Source organism: Domibacillus sp. 8LH (assembly GCF_038806185.1).
GTDB lineage: Bacteria > Bacillota > Bacilli > Bacillales > Domibacillaceae > Domibacillus > Domibacillus indicus_A.
The window spans coordinates 556,695-574,925 of sequence record NZ_JAVJNG010000002.1 but is presented as its reverse complement, the minus strand read 5'-3'; the positions used below and the strand labels follow the sequence as shown (position 1 = coordinate 574,925).

The window sequence follows — 18,231 nt, the reverse complement described above, 5'->3', positions numbered from 1 at the left end:
CCTTGCTTCTTTAGTAATTAAATGCCATCCCCAAACGAATCCTCGTCCGAGCCTGGCGGCGGTGTCTGGCGCAATGAAGACATCCGCAGTGTAATCGAGCCTGTTTTCGTTTCCGCATCAATCATGAGCTGACGGTCACCCATCACGTTTTCACTTTCAAACTTCAATGATTTTTGGATGCGCTCATCTTTTTCTGAAACATGGCCCATTCCTGTTTCCGGCAGCGTCAGCCGGCCTGCGGTTGTGCGAATCTCTCCTTTTACAGCAAGATCCTGTGGTACATAAAGTTCAATATTTCCCGTCATGGATTCAGCGCGGACTGCCTCGGCCTGATCTCTTTTCGCATCGTATAGCAGGTTGCCATTAAACGTCTGCAAATCGGCAAACCGATAGGTTCCGACCATATGAATCGCACCGTTAAACGTATTAAGCTCTGCCCGTTCTCCTTCACAGTCAATCAGGCGGATCGGGCCGTTTCCTGTTTCTGCTTCGATCACCGCAATGCGGCTGTTTTTCAATTCTATTTTCCCGTTTCCGGAACGGACCTCAAGCTTCTCTGCTTCTACATCCCTCATATCAAATGCACCGTTAAATAGTTTTACCGACACATCATCCAGTTCCTTTGAAGGAATAAAAAGCGTAATATCTGTTTTCATCAGCTTTAAGCCGACTGAAAGAGACAGTTTATCTTCGCGGGCATAAAAAATGCTGTTTTTCAAAAAGGACTGTTTTGCTTCTTCTTCTGTAGAAACGCCAAATACTTTCACATGGCATTCCGCTTTTACACCTTCGCCATCCCATGGACGGACTGTAACGGATCCATTCGCTGTCTCAAGCTTTAAACGGCGCGGCGTTACATTTTGCTCATGAAAAACATGTGTAAATTCAGTTCCTTTTCCGACAAATGGCATTTCTACATCTTTCAATCGTTTAACAGCTGACTGCATAAACTCGAATAACTTGTCTTTTGACTGAGTAACGGTTTCGGTTGTCGGGCGCTGGCCGGCCATTTTTTGACCGAACTTCTCCAGTTCTTCAAAAAGGCCGCCCAGGTTGAAGCCTTTCGAGCTCTCTTCCTCTTTTGCTGCAGAAGAACGCGTTTCTTTCTCGCTTGAGATGGCGCTGCCCTTCTCTAAGGCTTCAATCAATTTGACTGCTTCATCCGCTGAAATCACTCCGGATTCAACCATTTTTAATATGCGCAGTTTTTCTTCGCTCATCAATGTAAACCTCCCGTTTTTCGTTTCTATTCGTATATACGAACGCTCCATCAAAAGGTTTCATTTTATTCTGCTTTGACAGCCATACGCTCACGATCACGCTCTAAAATTTTCTTCAAATAGTGACCAGTATGTGATTCTTTCGTCGCAGCGATGTCTTCAGGCGTGCCGGATGCTACGATCGTTCCACCTTTATCGCCTCCTTCAGGGCCAAGGTCAACAAGATAATCGGCCGCCTTAATCACATCAAGGTTGTGCTCAATGACCAGCACCGTATCACCATTATCAACGAGGCGCTGCAGCACTTGAAGAAGCCGGGCAATATCATCGGTATGCAGGCCCGTTGTCGGCTCATCCAAAATATAAAACGAGCGGCCGGTCGAGCGGCGGTGCAGCTCGGATGCCAATTTAACACGCTGCGCTTCCCCGCCGGACAAGGTAGTGGCCGGCTGGCCAAGCGTAATATAGCCGAGGCCGACATCTGCAATGGTTTGAAGCTTCCGGCTGATTTTCGGAATGTTTTCAAAGAACTCAAGCGCATCTTCAACGGTCATTTCAAGCACATCTGAGATGCTTTGGCCTTTGTATTTTACTTCAAGCGTTTCCCGGTTATACCGTTTGCCATGACATACTTCACACGGTACGTATACGTCCGGCAGAAAATGCATTTCAATTTTAATGATGCCGTCTCCCCGGCACGCTTCACAGCGGCCACCTTTTACGTTAAAGCTGAAACGGCCTTTTTTGTACCCGCGTACCTTCGCTTCGTTTGTCTGCGCGAACACATCCCGAATGTCATCAAAAACACCCGTATAAGTGGCCGGGTTGGAGCGCGGCGTGCGGCCGATCGGCGACTGGTCAATATCAATGACTTTATCGAGCTGATCGATTCCTTTCACTTCTTTGTGGGCGCCTGGACGCGCTTTTGCCCGGTTCAGCTTTTGCGCCAGTGCTTTATAAAGGATCTCGTTAATGAGCGTACTTTTTCCTGAACCCGATACACCTGTTACAGCTGTAAATACGCCGAGCGGGAATTTCGCTTTTACGTTTTTTAAATTGTTTTCTTTCGCGCCAATGACTTCAACCCAGCGGCCATCCGGCTTGCGCCGCTCCTCCGGAAGAGGAATGTATTTATCGCCCGACAAGTACTGGCCGGTGAGTGATTTTTCATTTTTCATTACTTCTTCCGGTGTGCCCGCCGCAATAACCGAACCGCCGTGAACACCTGCGCCCGGACCGATATCGATCAAATAGTCAGCTGCAATCATGGTGTCTTCATCATGCTCAACGACAATAAGGGTGTTGCCAATATCACGCATATTCTGCATCGTGCGAATCAAGCGGTCATTATCACGCTGATGAAGGCCGATGGAAGGTTCGTCTAAAATGTACAGTACACCGGTCAGGCGTGAGCCGATTTGCGTGGCGAGCCGGATCCGCTGCGCTTCTCCACCGGAAAGTGTGCCGGCTGCACGGCTTAATGTTAGATAATCAAGGCCGACATCAATTAAAAATCCAAGCCGTTCGCAAATTTCCCGCAGCACAAGGCGGGCGATTTGCATTTCCTTTTCAGTCAGCTCAATATCTTTGAAAAAGTCAGCTGCTTCTTGAATGGAAAAAGCAGTCGTATCAGAAATGGTTAAGTCGTTAATTTTAACGGCCAGGCTTTCTTTTTTCAGCCGCTGTCCTTTACAAGTCGGGCACTTCGATTCACCCATATACTTTTCCATTTGTTCCCGGATATAATCCGAGCTTGTTTCTTTATAGCGGCGCTCTACATTGCTGAGTACACCTTCAAAGACGATATGGTTGTCCCGGATTTGTCCGAAGTCATTTTCATACCGAAAACGGATGCGGTCCTTTCCAGAACCATTCAAAAGTTTATCCTTATGCTCGTCTGGAAGGTCTTTCCACAGTGTATCCATATCAATCTTGTAATGTGTACAAACCGCTTTTAAAAGCTGCGGATAATATTGAGAACTGATCGGTTCCCATGGAGCAATCGCATTGTCGTTTAAAGACAGGTCTTTATCAGGAATCACTAAATCCGCATCTACTTTTTTCTTCATGCCAAGACCGTCGCAGGATGGGCAGGCACCGAATGGGCTGTTGAATGAAAACATGCGCGGTTCCAGTTCCCCAACCGAAAACCCGCAATGCGGGCAGGCATGGTGCTCACTAAACAGCATTTCTTCTTTACCGATCACATCGACGATGACATTTCCTTCACCAAGGCGGAGAGCCGTTTCCATCGAATCTGCCAGACGCGCTTCTACACCTTCTTTTACGACGATCCGGTCAATAATAACTTCAATGGAATGCTTTTTGTTTTTTTCCAGTTCAATCTCTTCTTCTAAATCACGCATGTCTCCATTTACACGCACGCGGACATACCCTTGTCGTTTTATGTCTTCAAATACTTTCGCATGCGTGCCTTTACGGCCGGAGACAACCGGAGCGAGCACTTGAATTTTAGTTCGTTCCTCCAGCTCCATAACCCGGTCGACCATCTGGCCGATCGTCTGGGAAGTAATTTCAATGCCATGGATCGGACAGATAGGCCGCCCAACCCGTGCATATAAAAGACGCAGGTAATCATAAATTTCTGTTACGGTTCCTACGGTCGAACGCGGATTACGGCTTGTTGTTTTCTGATCGATGGAAATCGCCGGTGATAATCCCTCGATAGAGTCGACATCCGGTTTATCCATCTGCCCTAAAAACTGGCGGGCGTAGGCAGACAGCGATTCTACATAACGCCGCTGTCCTTCCGCATAAATGGTATCAAAGGCAAGCGATGATTTTCCTGATCCGGACAAGCCGGTTAATACGACCAGCTGGTCACGTGGAATGGTTATATCAATATTTTTTAGATTATGGGCACGTGCCCCTTTTACAGATATATGATCAATGGCCATGAGGGCACCTCTATTCTGATTTTAATTCAAACAATGCGTCACGAAGCTCGGCAGCACGCTCGAAATCGAGTGCTTTCGCTGCTTCTTTCATTTCCGCCTCTAAGCTCGCAATAAGTTTTTGTCTTTCCTGCTTTGAAATTTTTCGGCCGGTATTCTTTGAAGCGTATGTTTCGGTTTCCTCCGCTGCTTGTGTGGCACGTATCACATCGCGGATATCTTTTTGAATGGTCATTGGCGTAATGCCGTGCTTCTCATTGTACGCTTCTTGAATTTCACGGCGGCGTTTTGTTTCTTCGATCGCTTTTGTCATGGAATCTGTCATTTTATCAGCATACATAATGACTTTTCCTTCGGCATTACGTGCAGCCCGGCCAATGGTTTGAATAAGCGACCGTTCGGAGCGAAGGAACCCTTCTTTATCTGCATCGAGAATAGCCACTAGCGATACTTCCGGGATATCGATTCCTTCCCGGAGTAAGTTGATTCCGACGAGAACATCATACTTGCCGAGGCGCAAATCGCGGATAATTTCAATTCGCTCAAGTGTTTTAATTTCCGAATGCAAATACTGCACTTTAATGCCGATTTCTTTCAAGTAATCCGTTAAATCTTCCGACATTTTCTTTGTTAATGTTGTGATCAGTACGCGTTCGTCTTTTTCGATGCGTTCATTGATTTCGCCGAGCAGATCGTCAATCTGCCCTTCGATCGGCCGGACGTCAATGGTTGGGTCAAGCAGGCCAGTCGGGCGAATAATCTGCTGTGTCATTTCTGGCGTTTGCTCAAGCTCATATGGGCCTGGTGTTGCCGATACGTATACAATCTGGTTAATGTGCTCTTCAAATTCCGAAAAAGTAAGAGGCCGGTTATCCTTCGCGGATGGAAGGCGGAACCCATGGTCAACAAGCACCTGCTTGCGCGCCTGGTCGCCATTGTACATGCCGCGCACCTGCGGCAGCGTAACATGGGACTCATCAATGACCATTAAAAAGTCATCTGGAAAATAATCCAATAATGTATAAGGAGTTGAACCTGGCGGACGAAGTGTTAAATGGCGCGAATAGTTTTCAATTCCTGAGCAAAAGCCCATTTCCCGCATCATTTCCAGATCATAGCGGGTCCGCTGTTCTAAACGCTGCGCTTCTAGAAGCTTTTCCTCTGCCCGAAGCTCTGCCAGGCGCTCTTCCAGCTCCTGCTCAATGTTGCCGATGGCAATGTTCATTTTTTCTTCCCGCGTAACGAAGTGGCTGGCCGGGAAAATAGCGGCGTGCTCGCGGTCACCCATAATTTCTCCGGTCAAAGCATCCACTTCGCGAATGCGGTCAATTTCATCTCCAAAAAATTCAACACGAATACACCGCTCGTCTCTTGAAGCCGGAAAAATTTCTACTACATCTCCACGAACCCGGAACGTTCCGCGTTTAAAATCAATGTCATTTCGTTCATATTGAATGTCAACAAGGCGCCGAAGCAAATCATTTCGCGGCACCTCCATGCCTGTGCGGAGCGAGATCACCATTTCCTTATATTCTTCCGGTGAACCGAGGCCGTAAATGCACGACACAGACGCGATAATAATGACATCATCGCGTTCGAATAGAGAAGACGTTGCCGAGTGGCGCAGCTTATCAATTTCATCGTTAATACTGGCATCTTTTTCAATAAATGTATCCGTTTGCGGGACGTACGCCTCCGGCTGATAATAATCGTAGTAACTGACGAAGTATTCCACTGCGTTATTTGGAAAAAATTCTTTAAACTCACTGTAAAGCTGGCCAGCAAGCGTTTTGTTATGGGCGATGACAAGCGTGGGCTTTTTCACTTCCTGAATCACATTTGAGACGGTAAATGTTTTCCCTGTACCTGTCGCGCCAAGCAGCGTTTGATGTTTTTTGCCACTGCGAATGCCTTCGACAAGTTCTGCAATGGCTGCCGGCTGGTCGCCCTCCGGTTTATATTTAGAAACTAAGTTAAATTCATGCGCCAACGCATTGTCCCCCTGTCTATATCCGTTCTTCTTTCTTTTATACTTCCCATTTTATCATGATCGAAACAAAAAAAGCCAACAAAAAGCACACACCTGTTCGGAATGAGTGTTTTTGCGGCGATAAAAAACACCGAATCCACTTCGGTGTCAATTCAGCTTTACCTTCAGCCGTTTCATCATTCGGTTGGACAGCCAAAGGCCGGCTGTAATAGAAAAAGCGTCCATTACGATCAATTCCCACGTATGGGTATATCCTTTATAGGCAGATGCGGCAATCAGTGCGACTGTCAAAATAACGCCAAGAAACTGGTTGTATGTTACACGTGAAAACAGTAAAACAAGCAAAGCCGGCATAAACATTGCCAGAATCAGCTTATCCACCATCATGCCCTCCTAAGTTTTTTCTTTTATCATACTGGATTTTTCTTTTTTCGGAAAGATTGGATTTTGTTATGACCGGTTAATAATGCGCTCTGTTAAATCTCGAAGCTCACTGTGCGGCATAAATTTCTCAGCCAGCATATCCGGCATAATGTGGTCGATAAAATACTGCACACAACGAAGATCTTGAAATTTTAAAATCGTGTTGAGCGCTTCTTCGTAAATTTCAAAGAAAAGCGGGTCTGGATTTCGTTTTAAAATTTCTCCATACGCTTCATACAGCAAATCCACTTTATCGGCTACTGACAAAATGCGTCCTTCAAGCGTACTGTCTTTCCCTTCTTTTAAACGCCTAAAATAGGCTTCGTGGAACTCCGGTGGAAATTCCGCTTCAATAAAGCGGCGTGCCATTTTTTCTTCTACCTGCGAAAACAGCTCTTTTAATTCTGTTGTCGCATACTTCACCGGCGTTTTAATATCTCCGGTAAACAACTCCGCATAATCATGGTTGAGTGCTTTTTCATATAAAGACCGCCAGTCCACTGTTGCGCCTTTCATTTCCTCGACTGTGCCTAAAAATTGAGCGATTTTTGTAACCTTGAATGAATGAGCCGCCACATTATGGCTTTGAAATTTAAACTTCCCCGGCAGGCGGTATAAATGCTCAAGATCTGACAGTGTTTTAAAGTATGTATGTACCCCCATGACATCCACTCCTTTTCTAATGAAGAAACCTGTTCATTTTCTGTAAGGTATGATGACTATTGTAACGGCAAATAAACAGAAAAAAAAGAAAAATCCACTCTGTTATGGAACAACGAGTGGATTTTTGTATTGAATCCGATTACATTCTCCGAAAAAGTTACTCTTCTACTTTACTTAAACAGCGTTCACATTCCGTATGGTACGACTCATGCTGCTCTGTTATCTGTGCCCCGCACTGGCAGCACTCTTTCCCCGGGATATTACGGTAAAATTCTAACGGCATCATGTTCATGTCCCCCTTCTGATTTTTGGTTGATGTGTTGCTGTACGTTTATTGTATTATAACAGATACAAAAAGTCAACATGTGTTATATAATAAATTCGTTTTTTGCGATAAAAAAACGCCCTTCGAAAAGGGCGTTTCAGACTGTAGATAAATTATATGGATCCGTGCACATGAATGGGATAGATCGGCGGCATCCAGGCAGCTCCGCTTTCCATGGGGCAGGCGCTGAGCCCAGCTTCGCCTGGCGGCTCCACCGGTCTCCGCTGCCCGCTAGTCCCATAGGAGTCTGCGCCGCCCTCCCGCCGCCAAGTGGCTTGCGACAAGATTGTATAGAGTTAATAAGGTCATATCTTTCTGTTTAAAAAAGGGGAAAATGTCTATTCGGTCCTTGCTTACGGATCTTCCACACCACTTATCGGCTCTTTTTTAAAAGCGAAAGACTTTGTCTAGACAATGAAACGCCCTTCAAAAAGGGCGTTTAATCAGAAAACACAGAGTCATCCAGATATTCTTTTTCTTCAGGCGCAAATAGCAGGCCAAGCTCATGGTGTTCATTTTCATAAATAGAGCCTTGCGTAAATCGAACCTGCCCGTTTGTACCAATCACTTCAAGCTTGCAATAAGCAGCATTTTTCTGCAGCGCTTTATAAAATTCTGGTTCTGTCCCTACTGGTATCCCGTTTACTTTTGTGATAATTTCACCAATCATCAGCCCCATCTTTCGGGCAGGTGCTCCCGGCAGAACGCCCACCACCATGATTCCTTTCGGCTGGGTTGTAAAAAAGTATGGACGATGCTTTTCATAGCTGAAATGCCGGCGGGTAATTGCTATGCGCGCAATAGCCGCGAATAAAACAGCGGCCGCGGACAGCTGCCATACCCAATAAGAGCCTGCCGCAATAAGCAATGTCAGAGCACCGGCCCAAATAACACTTTTACCCGTCGCCTGTACGGCCAGCGCCGGAAGTGTACTGCGCACAGTCATTGAAAAGCCGACTAGAAACGGAAATAAGATCAGGTAGTAATGCTCGGCGCCAATTGGGATCACCGGCCACCAATCCGCAAATGATTCAAGCGGGCGGGCTCCTGGAACCGGGAGAAATACTGGAACAAGCCAAAGGCGCCGCGCCAAATGAACCGCCGTTTTTTGTCCGCGCTTACTCATCTCCAGGCGCGGCGACGTTCCCTGATAACCGCGCTTATGAATAAGCACCCCTTCGGCTATTACCAGAAGTGCCGTGATAAGGGCTAGAATAGATAAAATGCTTTCTATTTTCAAAGGTTCATAGGAAATAAATGAATATCCCGCGTAATCGGCCAGAACAAATACAGCATAAGCGGCTGTTAAAGTCCAGGCAGGCGACAGCAGAAAAAAGCCGCCAATACTGAAGATAATAAACAGCGCTGCCATAAAGCTGAGCAGGTCAGCCGGTAAAGCCAGGCCAAGACCAAGAGAAATAATAGACAGCACGAGACCTACTGCCAGGCTCGACGGCAAAATAAACCGGATTTCTTGATATATATCATATACGCGTGTGCCGAAGTCCTTGCGTTCACGCGTGACACGAAACATGCCGACTACAAAAGCCAGAACAAATGAAAAATAAAAGACAGGGTGAAGCAATAATCTTCCTGCAGCCGTAATGAGCTGCATGAGCCAGTCCAAAGCCATAAAAGTCCCTCCAGAGCGTTGCACAAAAGTCTTTCTCTCTATTATTGTATCAGAAAGCTTCTGCAATCGTTAACAGACTTATGGCGCTTTTTCATCAAGCTTCGCTGAGCGCCTTTTCAAACTGACCGATAATGTCTTCTGCTTCTTCAATACCAATTGAAATACGAACGGTTTTCTCAGAAACACCGACGGCTGCTTTTTCTTCTGCATTAAGTGAACGGTGGGAAGTACCAAACGGCCATGAAACGGATGTTTCTACACCGGCAAGCGACGGAACAATCCCGATCCAGCCAAGTGAGCGGAAGAAAGCAAATTCGTCTGTATCTTTCGCCAGGTCAATCGTAACGATCGCTCCATTCCCCTGCTCAGATACGCCTTTTGGATAAAAAACTTTTTCTACTTTTGAATGAGTACGGAGCCAGTCTGCCACTTTCTCTGCATTGGCAGACTGGCGCTCCATCCGCAGGCCAAGCGTTTTGGCTCCTCGGCATGCGAGCCATGATTCAAACGGGCTTAAGTTCATGCCAATGTTCACAACACGGCTTCTCGCTGCTTGTATGTATTCTTCCTTTCCAACTACAACACCTGCTGACACGTCACTGTGTCCGCCGATATATTTCGTCGCTGAGTGAACAACGAGATCTGCACCTAACTCGTAAGGCTTGATTAAAAACGGAGTGGCAAACGTATTATCCACCATTAAAACAAGTTCTTTTTTCTTGGCAAGAGCCGATACTTCTGCTATATTCTCAACACGCAAAAACGGGTTTGTAATTGATTCTGTATACAGCATAACCGTTTCCGGGCGGATGGCCGCTTCCACAGCTGACAAGTCTTCAAAATCTACAAACGAAGTTCCAATGCCCATACGCGACAGCTCTTCTTTCATCGCATAAAACGTGCCGCCATATACATCCTGCGCGGCTACAATGTGATCGCCGCTTTTGGCCACAGCCAGAACTGCAGCTGTAATCGCACCAAGGCCAGATGACGCTGCTACTCCCTCTGGTGCTCCTTCAAGACGTGCTGTAATATTGGCCAGCTCATCTGCATTGGGATTGCCGACACGTGTATACAGATAAGGGGATTCCCCATTATAATAGCCTTCCATTTCTTCCAAGCTGTTGAATGCAAACACAGATGTCTGGTAAATCGGCGTAACCTTGCTTTGAATATTTTTTGGCAGCTTTTCGCCATGTAATGCTTTTGTGTTAAAAGAATCCATCGTTGTCCACTCCTTTTCATCTGTCCATTATATTCCGAAAATTGCACAAAAACAATCCGCCCGGCAGGGAGCGGATTAGCGGATTAGCTCTTTCATCATCGGTTCGTCCATCGGACCAACGATTTTTTGGGATACCGTGCCTTCTTCATCAAGCACGTATGTAGTAGGGATTGTATACACATCATACTCCTCTGTCACTGCACCGCTTTCGTCGAGCAGCACAGGAAACGTGATATCATATTGATGGGCAAAATCCTTCGCTTTAGACGAACTTTCTTCTATATTAACCGCCAGTATCTCAACATTGTCCGGCTTTTCCTCGTAAAAGGCCTGCATGTGAGGCATTTCGTCTTTGCACGGGGGGCACCATGTTGCCCAGAAATTTAAAAACACTTTCTTCCCTTTGTAATCCGACAGCTTCACCTTTTTCCCATCTATTGTTTCCAAATGGAAATCTGGTGCTTTCTCTCCGATTGCAATACCGTTTTTGTCGTTTGTCACGGCTATACCTTTTTCACCGATATCCGTTACGTCTTTACGATCTTCATACAACCGAAAGCCGGCCAGCCCTATTAAAAGAATGAGCAGTGCGATGCCTAGCCATTTCTTGCGCATATGCGTCTCCTCCAGCAGGTTATGATCATTCCTCACTCCTTCCATCATATCATATGACCGCTTCCCCCCACTTATCTGCAAACAGTAGAAAAACAAAAAAAAGCCGCCATAAAGCGGCTTTCCTGCATTAAAATCCCCAGCCAACATATGCTGCGCCCACGATGATAAGTAGAATAAACAATACGACTACAAGCGCGAATCCGCTGCCGTACCCGTTTTCTTTGTATTCGCCCATGTTTCTCCACCTCCCTGTCCGTTACACTTACAGCGTATGCACAAAGGAAAAAGCCGGAAGGGCAAGCCGCCTAGATAAAGAAAAAAGTGCTCGTCCCCTCCTGCTTTTGGGCAGGGAAGACAAGCACTTTTTCTTACAGGTCAATATATTGAGCCGGGTCAACAGCGTTTTCTTTGCCTAATGTCCAAGGACCTTTATGAATTTCGAAATGAAGATGTTGTCCGTAAGAACGGCCTGTGTTACCCATGTAGCCAATCACCTGGCCTTTGGATACGCTGCCGCCTTGTACAACACGCTCAGACAAATGCGCATAAACGGTTGTATAAACTTGTCCATTGATAGAATGCGAGATAAAAATCGCATTTCCATATGAATCTGAATAATAAGAACGGCTCACTACACCATCTGCAGCAGCTACGATCGGCACACTTTCGCTGTTCGCAATATCTATCCCTTTATGGTCGCCAAGTGAACGCAGGCCGAACCCTGACGTAAAAGTTCCCTCGGCCGGGCGCATAAACATGCCGCCTGTATCAGCTGGCGCTGCTGTTGAACGAGCCTCCTGCTTTGGCTCTGCTGCTGGAGCCGATTGCTGTTCTTGAGCAGCCGGTGCTGATGAAGAAGCAGCGGCGGCTTTTGAAGCTGCGGCTTTTGCTGCCGCTGCGGCTTCCTGCTCCGCTTTCTTTTTCGCCGCTTCTTCCGCTAAACGTTTCTGCTCGGCAATACGGGCTTGTTCTGCTTTGATGGCTGCTTGAATCGAAGCTTCCTGCGCGCTTAGCAGGCTTTGTTCTTCTTCAAGGCTGAGCTTTTGCTCATGCGCTTCATGCTCATCCGCAACAAGACCTTTCATCACTTCATTTTTCGCTGCACGCTGTTTTTCCAGCTTCGCTTTCATTGTTTGCAAGTCTGCCAGCATGTCTTCCAAGCTTGCAAGCTCTTCTTTTACTTTTTGTTCATTGGCTTCAAGCTGTTTTTTGTCCCGCTCCTGCTCCTGCAAAATCTCTTTATCTGCATTTACAAGCGCCGTAACGGCTGTTGCACGGCTGACAAAATCACTGAAGCTTTCTGCTCCAAGCAGTACTTCCATGTAGTTGGCCGATCCGCCGCTTTGCTGAATCGAGCGGGCACGGTCTTCTAATACTTCCGTACGCTCAGCGATGCGAATCTTTAACTCTTCGATTTCCGCTCTTAAGCGTTCAATTTCTGCTTTTGTATCGGCAATTTCCTGCTCTTTTGCCCGGATCTTTGACTCGGAATCTGTAATCGCCCCATCCAGCTTACGGATTTCCGCGTTTACACTGTCCTGCTGCTGCTGAAGATTAGAAATAGCTTCCTCTTTTTTATTGATATTTTGTTCAAGACCGGATTTTTGTGACTGAATTTGCTGCTGGCGCTTTTGCAAATCAGATAAGCTTTCTGCTGAAGCGCCTCCCGTAAAACTGAATCCAATGGACGCTGCCACCGCAAGCGCCACGTACGATTTTCTTTTCAACGAATTGACCCCTCTCATCCCTGTATGCTTGTTTTATATTTTTAAAAACCGTCTGACGGAAAGGAAGCTGCCCCATATTCCGATAAACACAGCCATCACCAGCATGAGTGCTGTGACCGGCAGCACAAGTGGAAGATAGTCGATAAATTCTACCAGCTGCGCTGCAAGTTTTGCAGAAAGGGCCTGCTCCACATAATAGTATCCAACTGCAATCGCTGCGATCGGAAGAATGGAGCCAAGCAGTCCGATCCACAGTCCTTCTAATAAAAACGGCCAGCGGATAAACCAGTTTGTCGCTCCAACAAGCTTCATAATCTCAATTTCTTTTCGACGGGCAAAAATAGTGATTTTAATTGTATTGGAGATTAGGAACATCGCAGTAAACAGAAGGCCTGCTACGAGGACAGCACCAACATTGCGCGCTGTTTTCATAAAGCTGAACAGGTTTTTCACTTCTTCTTCTCCATACACCGCTTTTTCTGTTTGGGCGAATTGCTCAATTTTCCGTGCCACATCCGGTGTATCCTGCGGACGCGCTGTTTTTACAATATAAACGTCATACAGCGGATTGCTTTGTTCAAAGAGAGCGTAATCATTGCCCATATCTTTAATCAAGTTTTGCAGTTCCTGCTCCTTGGACGAATACGCAATGTTTTCAACTTCCGGCAGACTGCTAATCTGTTTCTTTAATTGCTCTTTTTCAGCTTCTGTCGTATCAAGCTTTATATGAACGCGAACTTCGACGTCATTTTCAATATCCGTTCCCGCTTTGTTTAAATTCAGCATAATCACCAGAAAAATGCCGGTTAACAAAAGCGTCACTGTGACCGCTGAAACAGCGGCAAACGTCATCCAGCCGTTCCGCCGGAGATTCTTAAAGCTTTCCCTGAAATGGCGGCGCAAGGTTCTAGGCTTCATAACCATAATCACCCCGCTGTTCATCACGGACAATCCGTCCGTTTTCAATCGCAATAACCCGGCGCCGAAGCGTATTGACGATATCTTTATTGTGCGTTGCCATCACGATTGTCGTGCCGCGTTCGTTAATTCTTTCAAAGAGGCGCATAATGTCCCATGATGTGTCCGGATCAAGATTCCCGGTTGGCTCATCCGCGATAACCACCTTCGGATTGTTGACGATCGAACGGGCAACGGCCACCCGCTGCTGTTCCCCGCCGGACAATTCGGTCGGCAGCATGCGCGCTTTATGCTTCAGCCCGACTAAATCGAGCACCTCCATTACTCTCTTTCGGATGACAGCCGGCTCTTCTTCAATCACTTCAAGTGCAAAGGCCACATTTTCATATACAGTGAGAAGCGGCAAAAGCTTAAAATCCTGAAAGACAACGCCAACTTTGCGGCGCAGCGCAGGCACCGACCGCCTCTTTAGGGTGGCGATGTTCATACCGCCGACCGTTACGGTTCCGCCGGTCGGCTTTTCTTCACGATAGATTAATTTAATAAACGTCGATTTTCCGGCACCGCTCGGACCGACGATGTAAACAAATTCACCTTGCTTAATTGTGACGTCAACGCTTGACAGCGCTGTGACCCCATTTGGGTATTTTTTCGTCACGCCTTTCATGTCAATCATTTCATCACCTGGTTTCGTTAATTCGGGCGGCTTATATACCCACTCCGCCTGTCCACAAAACATTATAGCACTGTTTGTTTTGTCACAATGAAAAGAATATGTTACAGATTTATTTCCTTTTGTAACATTTTTCGACAAAAAAGCAGCAAAAAAGCGCTTATCGAATAAGCGCTTTGGGTGTCTGAAAGATAATGGGATGGAATTGTGTATATTAAAAGATGGCCCCGGTTCTTTCAATTTTTACTTTTGTCTCAACTTTTATATCCATATCGGGATATACTTCTCCCCAGTCGAGCTTTTTGAAGGCGTCTGGATCTTTCGCTATAATTCTTCGTCCAATACCTAATGCGTCCGAATTGGCCTCCTGCATTTTTTGGACCGTTTGCTGGAACAGCTTTTCCGCTTCTTCTGTCAGCTGCTGATTTAAGCTTTTCATCACCTTTTCTTTTTCAAAGTGATCCGGAGGATACTCGATTACCTGCACCTCCATATCTACAGACACCGTTGCCGTCGGATTTCCGTTTTTCGGCACATTCACTTTCAGCTTTGCTTTTGAATCTATAAGCGTGACTGAGATATCCTCTTCTCCCTCTACACGGAATGTAAGCGGCAGCTCCTGTTGCGCCTGATTTACCATGATTAAAAATGATGAGGTTTCTTTCGCTGTCAGCTCCCCGCTCATCGAACGCCCGTTAAATAGCGCGCTTCCGTTTATCTCAGCTGCTTTCTGCTCTTCATTATAGGAAATAAGAGGAATCACACCATCGCTTCCCTCGTCTAAAAGAAGGTTACAGGCCAGCTGCATATTTGTGACGGGAATAGCTGATTCCTGTTCAGCTGTTTCAATTAACTTAAAAAAATAATCACTGTAAAGAGTCTGGCCCTTGAAATCTTGATGAAAAAATTCATCCGCCCGCCCGTCTACGACCAAAAGTTTGGCGTTTAAGGGGCTGATAGGGTTACGGAAGTAGGCGTCCAGCAGAGCATACAAATCGTTTTGCGCACTTTCTTTTCCAATCATTAATACACTTAATTTTGAAATATCCAGTGCACCATCAATACGGCGGTCCATCTGAAACGCCACGTCCCGAATTGTCTGCCCTTTTTCCGACATGACTAAGCTTTGCGCAGCCTGCTGGGTCGGCCCTTCGGTTCCGCCCCCTCCACTGGTGGTTCCTTGACTTTCCTGGGGAATTTCGATCGTCAGCGTCAGATTGTTTTCTTCTTCCCTGTCGATGCCTACACCAAATATTAAATTCAGATCTTTAACTGACTTTTGGTCCCAGCAGCCTGCTAAAAGCAGAGAAAGAGGAATGATAGTCCACCAATTTCTCATCCTGTAACCTCCCGTTTTTTTCTGATAATGGCCACAAGGAGTAAAAACAACGGAATAACAAATAGAAAAGCAATAGCGGCTGTTCCAGTGATTCTGCCGAGAATTTTGATAGCCTCTGCATTACTCGTATAAATAGCCAGCGGTACGATTAATACGCCCAAAACGTAAACAGACTTCTTATGGTGCTTCGCATTCACAACTTTGGCGGCACCCATTGCTGCTATATACAAGTAGCTCATAAAAGAAGTAATCGAAAACACAGCCCAAAGAGAAAGAAAAATAAGATCGAGCCGTTCTACAATGCCGAGTTCAATCGATTTAATCATATAGAGAACCGGCTCTGGTACATGTGTTAACTTAACGGTACTGAAATAAGCAAACGCGCAAAGCGCCAGCAATGTATAAATGATCGTAACAACCAAGCTCGCTCCTGCAGCAGCCATCCATTTTTTTTTGTTTTCCGCCTGTGTAAACGGAAAAAGCCAGAGCAGAATTTCGATACCGTTCAACGCAAAAAGAGCTTTTTGGGAACCTGATAAAATGGCTTTGAAACCCGAAGAACCGACCGGAAGCAAATAGTACACGTTTAAGTAATTCCACATTAAAAGAAAGACCAGGAGCACACCGAGAAGCAAAAAGGACATCAATACGTGAAACCGCGCGATGACGCGCACATCTTCCTGAATCAAATAAATGGTAAGAGCCGTAATAATGACTGCAAAAACAACAAACGGTGTACGTGGAAATGCCCAGTCTGCTGTAATAGAAAGAAAAATCGCTAAAACCTGGCTGGCAACTACGAAAAAAAAGAGTGTATAAAAGGCTATAATAATGATACTTAAAACGCGTCCAACAAGGAGCGGTAAAAAATCAGCCAATGTCTTTTCAGGGAAACGACAAGCCAATAGCCATATAACAAAGATCCCTATTTGTATGAAAAAACCAGCCAGTAAAACGGACATCCAGCCATCTTTTCCAGCAACTTGGTGAACCTCATATGGAAGAGTTAAGATTCCTACCCCTACCTGAGTTTGCAGCAGGAAAAAAAAGAGCTGCCACCCCGAAATACTTGCTTCTCTTTTCATTTTTCCACCCACTGTCTTCCTTTGTTCTCTCTTTTCAGTGTCTGCGGTTTGCTGTCATATGGCCGCTTCGTTAGTTTCCACCACGTTTTCCTTATAAAAACGTCCTTTAAATCCTTTACTCGAAGTGGCGCAAGTGGTGAGAAATAAGGCATGCCAAGAGACGTGAGCTTGCACAAATGAATTAAGAGGATCATAAGCGCAAACACAATACCGAAGAATCCAAACAGGGATGCCGACACCATAAAAGGAAATCGAAGAAGGCGAATGGCTGTGTTCATTTCGATTGAAGGCACCACATAAGAAGAAATGGCGGTTAAGGCGACAACAATGATCGTAAAGTTCGAAACGAGCCCCGCACTTACGACCGCATCCCCGATCACCAGACCGCCGACAATGCCAATTGTCTGGCCAATTGGCGTCGGCAGCCGGATCCCCGCTTCCCGGATCAGTTCAATCGTCAGCTCCATAAATAGAGCTTCAATTAGGGCTGGATACGGAACTTGTTCCACGGAACCCTTTAACTGCAAAATTAAATCCCTCGGCACGATTTCCGAGTGAAAGCTGACGACTGAAATATAAAAAGCCGGCAGAAGAATCGCAAAGAAAAAGGAAAACAAGCGGATCATTCGATAAAAAGATCCGGCAAGCGACCGTGACGTATAATCATCCGGAGACTGGTAAAAGGAAAAAAAGGAAACCGGTGCGATCAAGCAGGTTGGACCGCCGTTTATGAAAACGGCAATACGCCCTTCCAGCAAATTAGCCGCGACCCGGTCCGGTCTTTCCGTGTTCAACATCTGAGGAAAAGGGGACAGGGTGGAATCTTCGATTAATTCTTCAATCTGCCCTGCATTGTAAATGATCTCCGCATCAATGGATTCCAGCCTTTTTTTCAATCGTTGGACAAGCTCTGGATTCGCAATATCTTTTTCATACATAATCGCCAGTAAATTAGTAGTTCTGTTTACTTTTTCTAAATATTCAACCACCAGCCCTTTACTTTCAATCCGTTTGCGGACCAAGAAGATATTAACTGAAATGTCTTCAACAAAGCCGTCATGAGGACCGCGCACTACTTTTTCATTCATGGGCTCCGTAATGGAGCGCCCTGCATCTCTTTCTGTTCGGCAAAGCAGACAAGCTGGATTTCCTTCTATAAATAGCAGGGTCTTCCCTCTTAATAACCCTTTTAATGCATCATTATGATCTGCCGCTTCTTCATACTCGACCACCGTTAAGGCCGCTTCCGGCTTTCTTGAACCATTTTCTTTTAATGGCTGAAGAACATGACTTTCCACTTTAACGGCTTCAACCATCGTTTCCATATAGATAAGGATTCCCTGTACTTTCCCGTAAGAAAATGTTCTTTGTTTTACATCACTTGAGTCAGTCAGTGCTATGATCGCGGCCGCATTTTCAGATGCTGATTTCTTAAATACACCGCCTTTATCCTGCCACCAAAATGGCATAATGCCTCGCC

At 45.9% G+C, this 18,231-nt stretch carries 16 protein-coding genes; all 16 read right to left on the bottom strand.

All coding sequences use genetic code 11. The features are described from left to right. Positions 1-17 precede the first annotated feature (17 nt). Entirely contained in the window at positions 18-1,220 is a 1,203-nt protein-coding gene (locus RG959_RS06205) for a DUF4097 family beta strand repeat-containing protein (RefSeq protein WP_342796387.1), read from the bottom strand. A gap of 65 nt (positions 1,221-1,285) precedes the next feature. Further along, the gene (gene uvrA / locus RG959_RS06200) at positions 1,286-4,138 is read right to left on the bottom strand and encodes an excinuclease ABC subunit UvrA (protein ID WP_342796386.1); all 2,853 of its coding nucleotides are present in this window, start codon (positions 4,136-4,138) and stop codon (positions 1,286-1,288) included. 10 nt (positions 4,139-4,148) lie between these two features. Further along, positions 4,149-6,125 (bottom strand): excinuclease ABC subunit UvrB, encoded by a 1,977-nt coding sequence (uvrB, locus tag RG959_RS06195; RefSeq protein WP_342796385.1) that lies wholly within the window; start codon positions 6,123-6,125, stop codon positions 4,149-4,151. A 147-nt stretch (positions 6,126-6,272) separates the two neighbouring features. After that, the gene (locus tag RG959_RS06190; protein ID WP_251270042.1) at positions 6,273-6,509 is read right to left on the bottom strand and encodes a CsbA family protein; all 237 of its coding nucleotides are present in this window, start codon (positions 6,507-6,509) and stop codon (positions 6,273-6,275) included. 66 nt (positions 6,510-6,575) lie between these two features. Then, a complete protein-coding gene (locus RG959_RS06185) occupies positions 6,576-7,211 on the bottom strand; it encodes a YfbR-like 5'-deoxynucleotidase (RefSeq protein ID WP_342796384.1) in 636 nt (211 codons plus the stop codon). Between the two features lie 157 nt (positions 7,212-7,368). Continuing rightward, the gene (gene yhfH / locus RG959_RS06180) at positions 7,369-7,497 is read right to left on the bottom strand and encodes a protein YhfH (RefSeq protein ID WP_242231866.1); all 129 of its coding nucleotides are present in this window, start codon (positions 7,495-7,497) and stop codon (positions 7,369-7,371) included. A gap of 478 nt (positions 7,498-7,975) precedes the next feature. Next, on the bottom strand, positions 7,976-9,169 hold the full coding sequence (locus tag RG959_RS06175) for a PDZ domain-containing protein (RefSeq protein ID WP_342796383.1): 1,194 nt from the start codon (positions 9,167-9,169) through the stop codon (positions 7,976-7,978). Positions 9,170-9,263: 94 nt separating this feature from the next. Further along, complete coding sequence (locus RG959_RS06170) at positions 9,264-10,394, bottom strand: trans-sulfuration enzyme family protein (protein WP_342796382.1); 1,131 nt, start codon at positions 10,392-10,394, stop codon at positions 9,264-9,266. Positions 10,395-10,469: 75 nt separating this feature from the next. After that, positions 10,470-11,009, bottom strand: a complete 540-nt coding sequence (locus RG959_RS06165) for a redoxin domain-containing protein (RefSeq protein WP_342796381.1) — start codon at positions 11,007-11,009, stop codon at positions 10,470-10,472. Positions 11,010-11,136: 127 nt separating this feature from the next. Further along, positions 11,137-11,244: a YjcZ family sporulation protein gene (locus tag RG959_RS06160; RefSeq protein ID WP_242231870.1), complete on the bottom strand. Its 108-nt coding sequence runs from the start codon at positions 11,242-11,244 to the stop codon at positions 11,137-11,139. Positions 11,245-11,377: 133 nt separating this feature from the next. Beyond that, positions 11,378-12,736: a murein hydrolase activator EnvC family protein gene (locus RG959_RS06155; protein ID WP_342796380.1), complete on the bottom strand. Its 1,359-nt coding sequence runs from the start codon at positions 12,734-12,736 to the stop codon at positions 11,378-11,380. A gap of 33 nt (positions 12,737-12,769) precedes the next feature. Continuing rightward, positions 12,770-13,654: a permease-like cell division protein FtsX gene (gene ftsX, locus RG959_RS06150; RefSeq protein ID WP_342796379.1), complete on the bottom strand. Its 885-nt coding sequence runs from the start codon at positions 13,652-13,654 to the stop codon at positions 12,770-12,772. Next, positions 13,644-14,330, bottom strand: coding sequence for a cell division ATP-binding protein FtsE (gene ftsE, locus RG959_RS06145; protein ID WP_342796378.1), 687 nt, complete (start codon positions 14,328-14,330; stop codon positions 13,644-13,646). Before ftsE ends, ftsX begins: the two co-directional genes overlap by 11 nt. Before the next feature lie 211 nt (positions 14,331-14,541). Further along, the gene (locus tag RG959_RS06140) at positions 14,542-15,666 is read right to left on the bottom strand and encodes a Ger(x)C family spore germination protein (protein ID WP_342796377.1); all 1,125 of its coding nucleotides are present in this window, start codon (positions 15,664-15,666) and stop codon (positions 14,542-14,544) included. Then, positions 15,663-16,751, bottom strand: coding sequence for a GerAB/ArcD/ProY family transporter (locus tag RG959_RS06135; RefSeq protein ID WP_342796376.1), 1,089 nt, complete (start codon positions 16,749-16,751; stop codon positions 15,663-15,665). Before RG959_RS06135 ends, RG959_RS06140 begins: the two co-directional genes overlap by 4 nt. Next, the gene (locus tag RG959_RS06130) at positions 16,748-18,220 is read right to left on the bottom strand and encodes a spore germination protein (RefSeq protein WP_342796375.1); all 1,473 of its coding nucleotides are present in this window, start codon (positions 18,218-18,220) and stop codon (positions 16,748-16,750) included. Before RG959_RS06130 ends, RG959_RS06135 begins: the two co-directional genes overlap by 4 nt. Between the last annotated feature and the right edge of the window lie 11 nt (positions 18,221-18,231).

Coding starts and splice junctions, on each gene's coding strand:
- ftsX (WP_342796379.1), bottom strand. CDS start 13,654: ATGAAGCCTAGAACCTTGCGCCGCCATTTCAGGGAAAGCTTTAAGAAT.
- RG959_RS06170 (WP_342796382.1), bottom strand. CDS start 10,394: ATGGATTCTTTTAACACAAAAGCATTACATGGCGAAAAGCTGCCAAAA.
- uvrA (WP_342796386.1), bottom strand. CDS start 4,138: ATGGCCATTGATCATATATCTGTAAAAGGGGCACGTGCCCATAATCTA.
- yhfH (WP_242231866.1), bottom strand. CDS start 7,497: ATGATGCCGTTAGAATTTTACCGTAATATCCCGGGGAAAGAGTGCTGC.
- ftsE (WP_342796378.1), bottom strand. CDS start 14,330: ATGATTGACATGAAAGGCGTGACGAAAAAATACCCAAATGGGGTCACA.
- RG959_RS06140 (WP_342796377.1), bottom strand. CDS start 15,666: ATGAGAAATTGGTGGACTATCATTCCTCTTTCTCTGCTTTTAGCAGGC.
- RG959_RS06160 (WP_242231870.1), bottom strand. CDS start 11,244: ATGGGCGAATACAAAGAAAACGGGTACGGCAGCGGATTCGCGCTTGTA.
- RG959_RS06130 (WP_342796375.1), bottom strand. CDS start 18,220: ATGCCATTTTGGTGGCAGGATAAAGGCGGTGTATTTAAGAAATCAGCA.
- RG959_RS06165 (WP_342796381.1), bottom strand. CDS start 11,009: ATGCGCAAGAAATGGCTAGGCATCGCACTGCTCATTCTTTTAATAGGG.
- RG959_RS06175 (WP_342796383.1), bottom strand. CDS start 9,169: ATGGCTTTGGACTGGCTCATGCAGCTCATTACGGCTGCAGGAAGATTA.
- RG959_RS06135 (WP_342796376.1), bottom strand. CDS start 16,751: ATGAAAAGAGAAGCAAGTATTTCGGGGTGGCAGCTCTTTTTTTTCCTG.
- RG959_RS06205 (WP_342796387.1), bottom strand. CDS start 1,220: ATGAGCGAAGAAAAACTGCGCATATTAAAAATGGTTGAATCCGGAGTG.
- RG959_RS06185 (WP_342796384.1), bottom strand. CDS start 7,211: ATGGGGGTACATACATACTTTAAAACACTGTCAGATCTTGAGCATTTA.
- RG959_RS06190 (WP_251270042.1), bottom strand. CDS start 6,509: ATGGTGGATAAGCTGATTCTGGCAATGTTTATGCCGGCTTTGCTTGTT.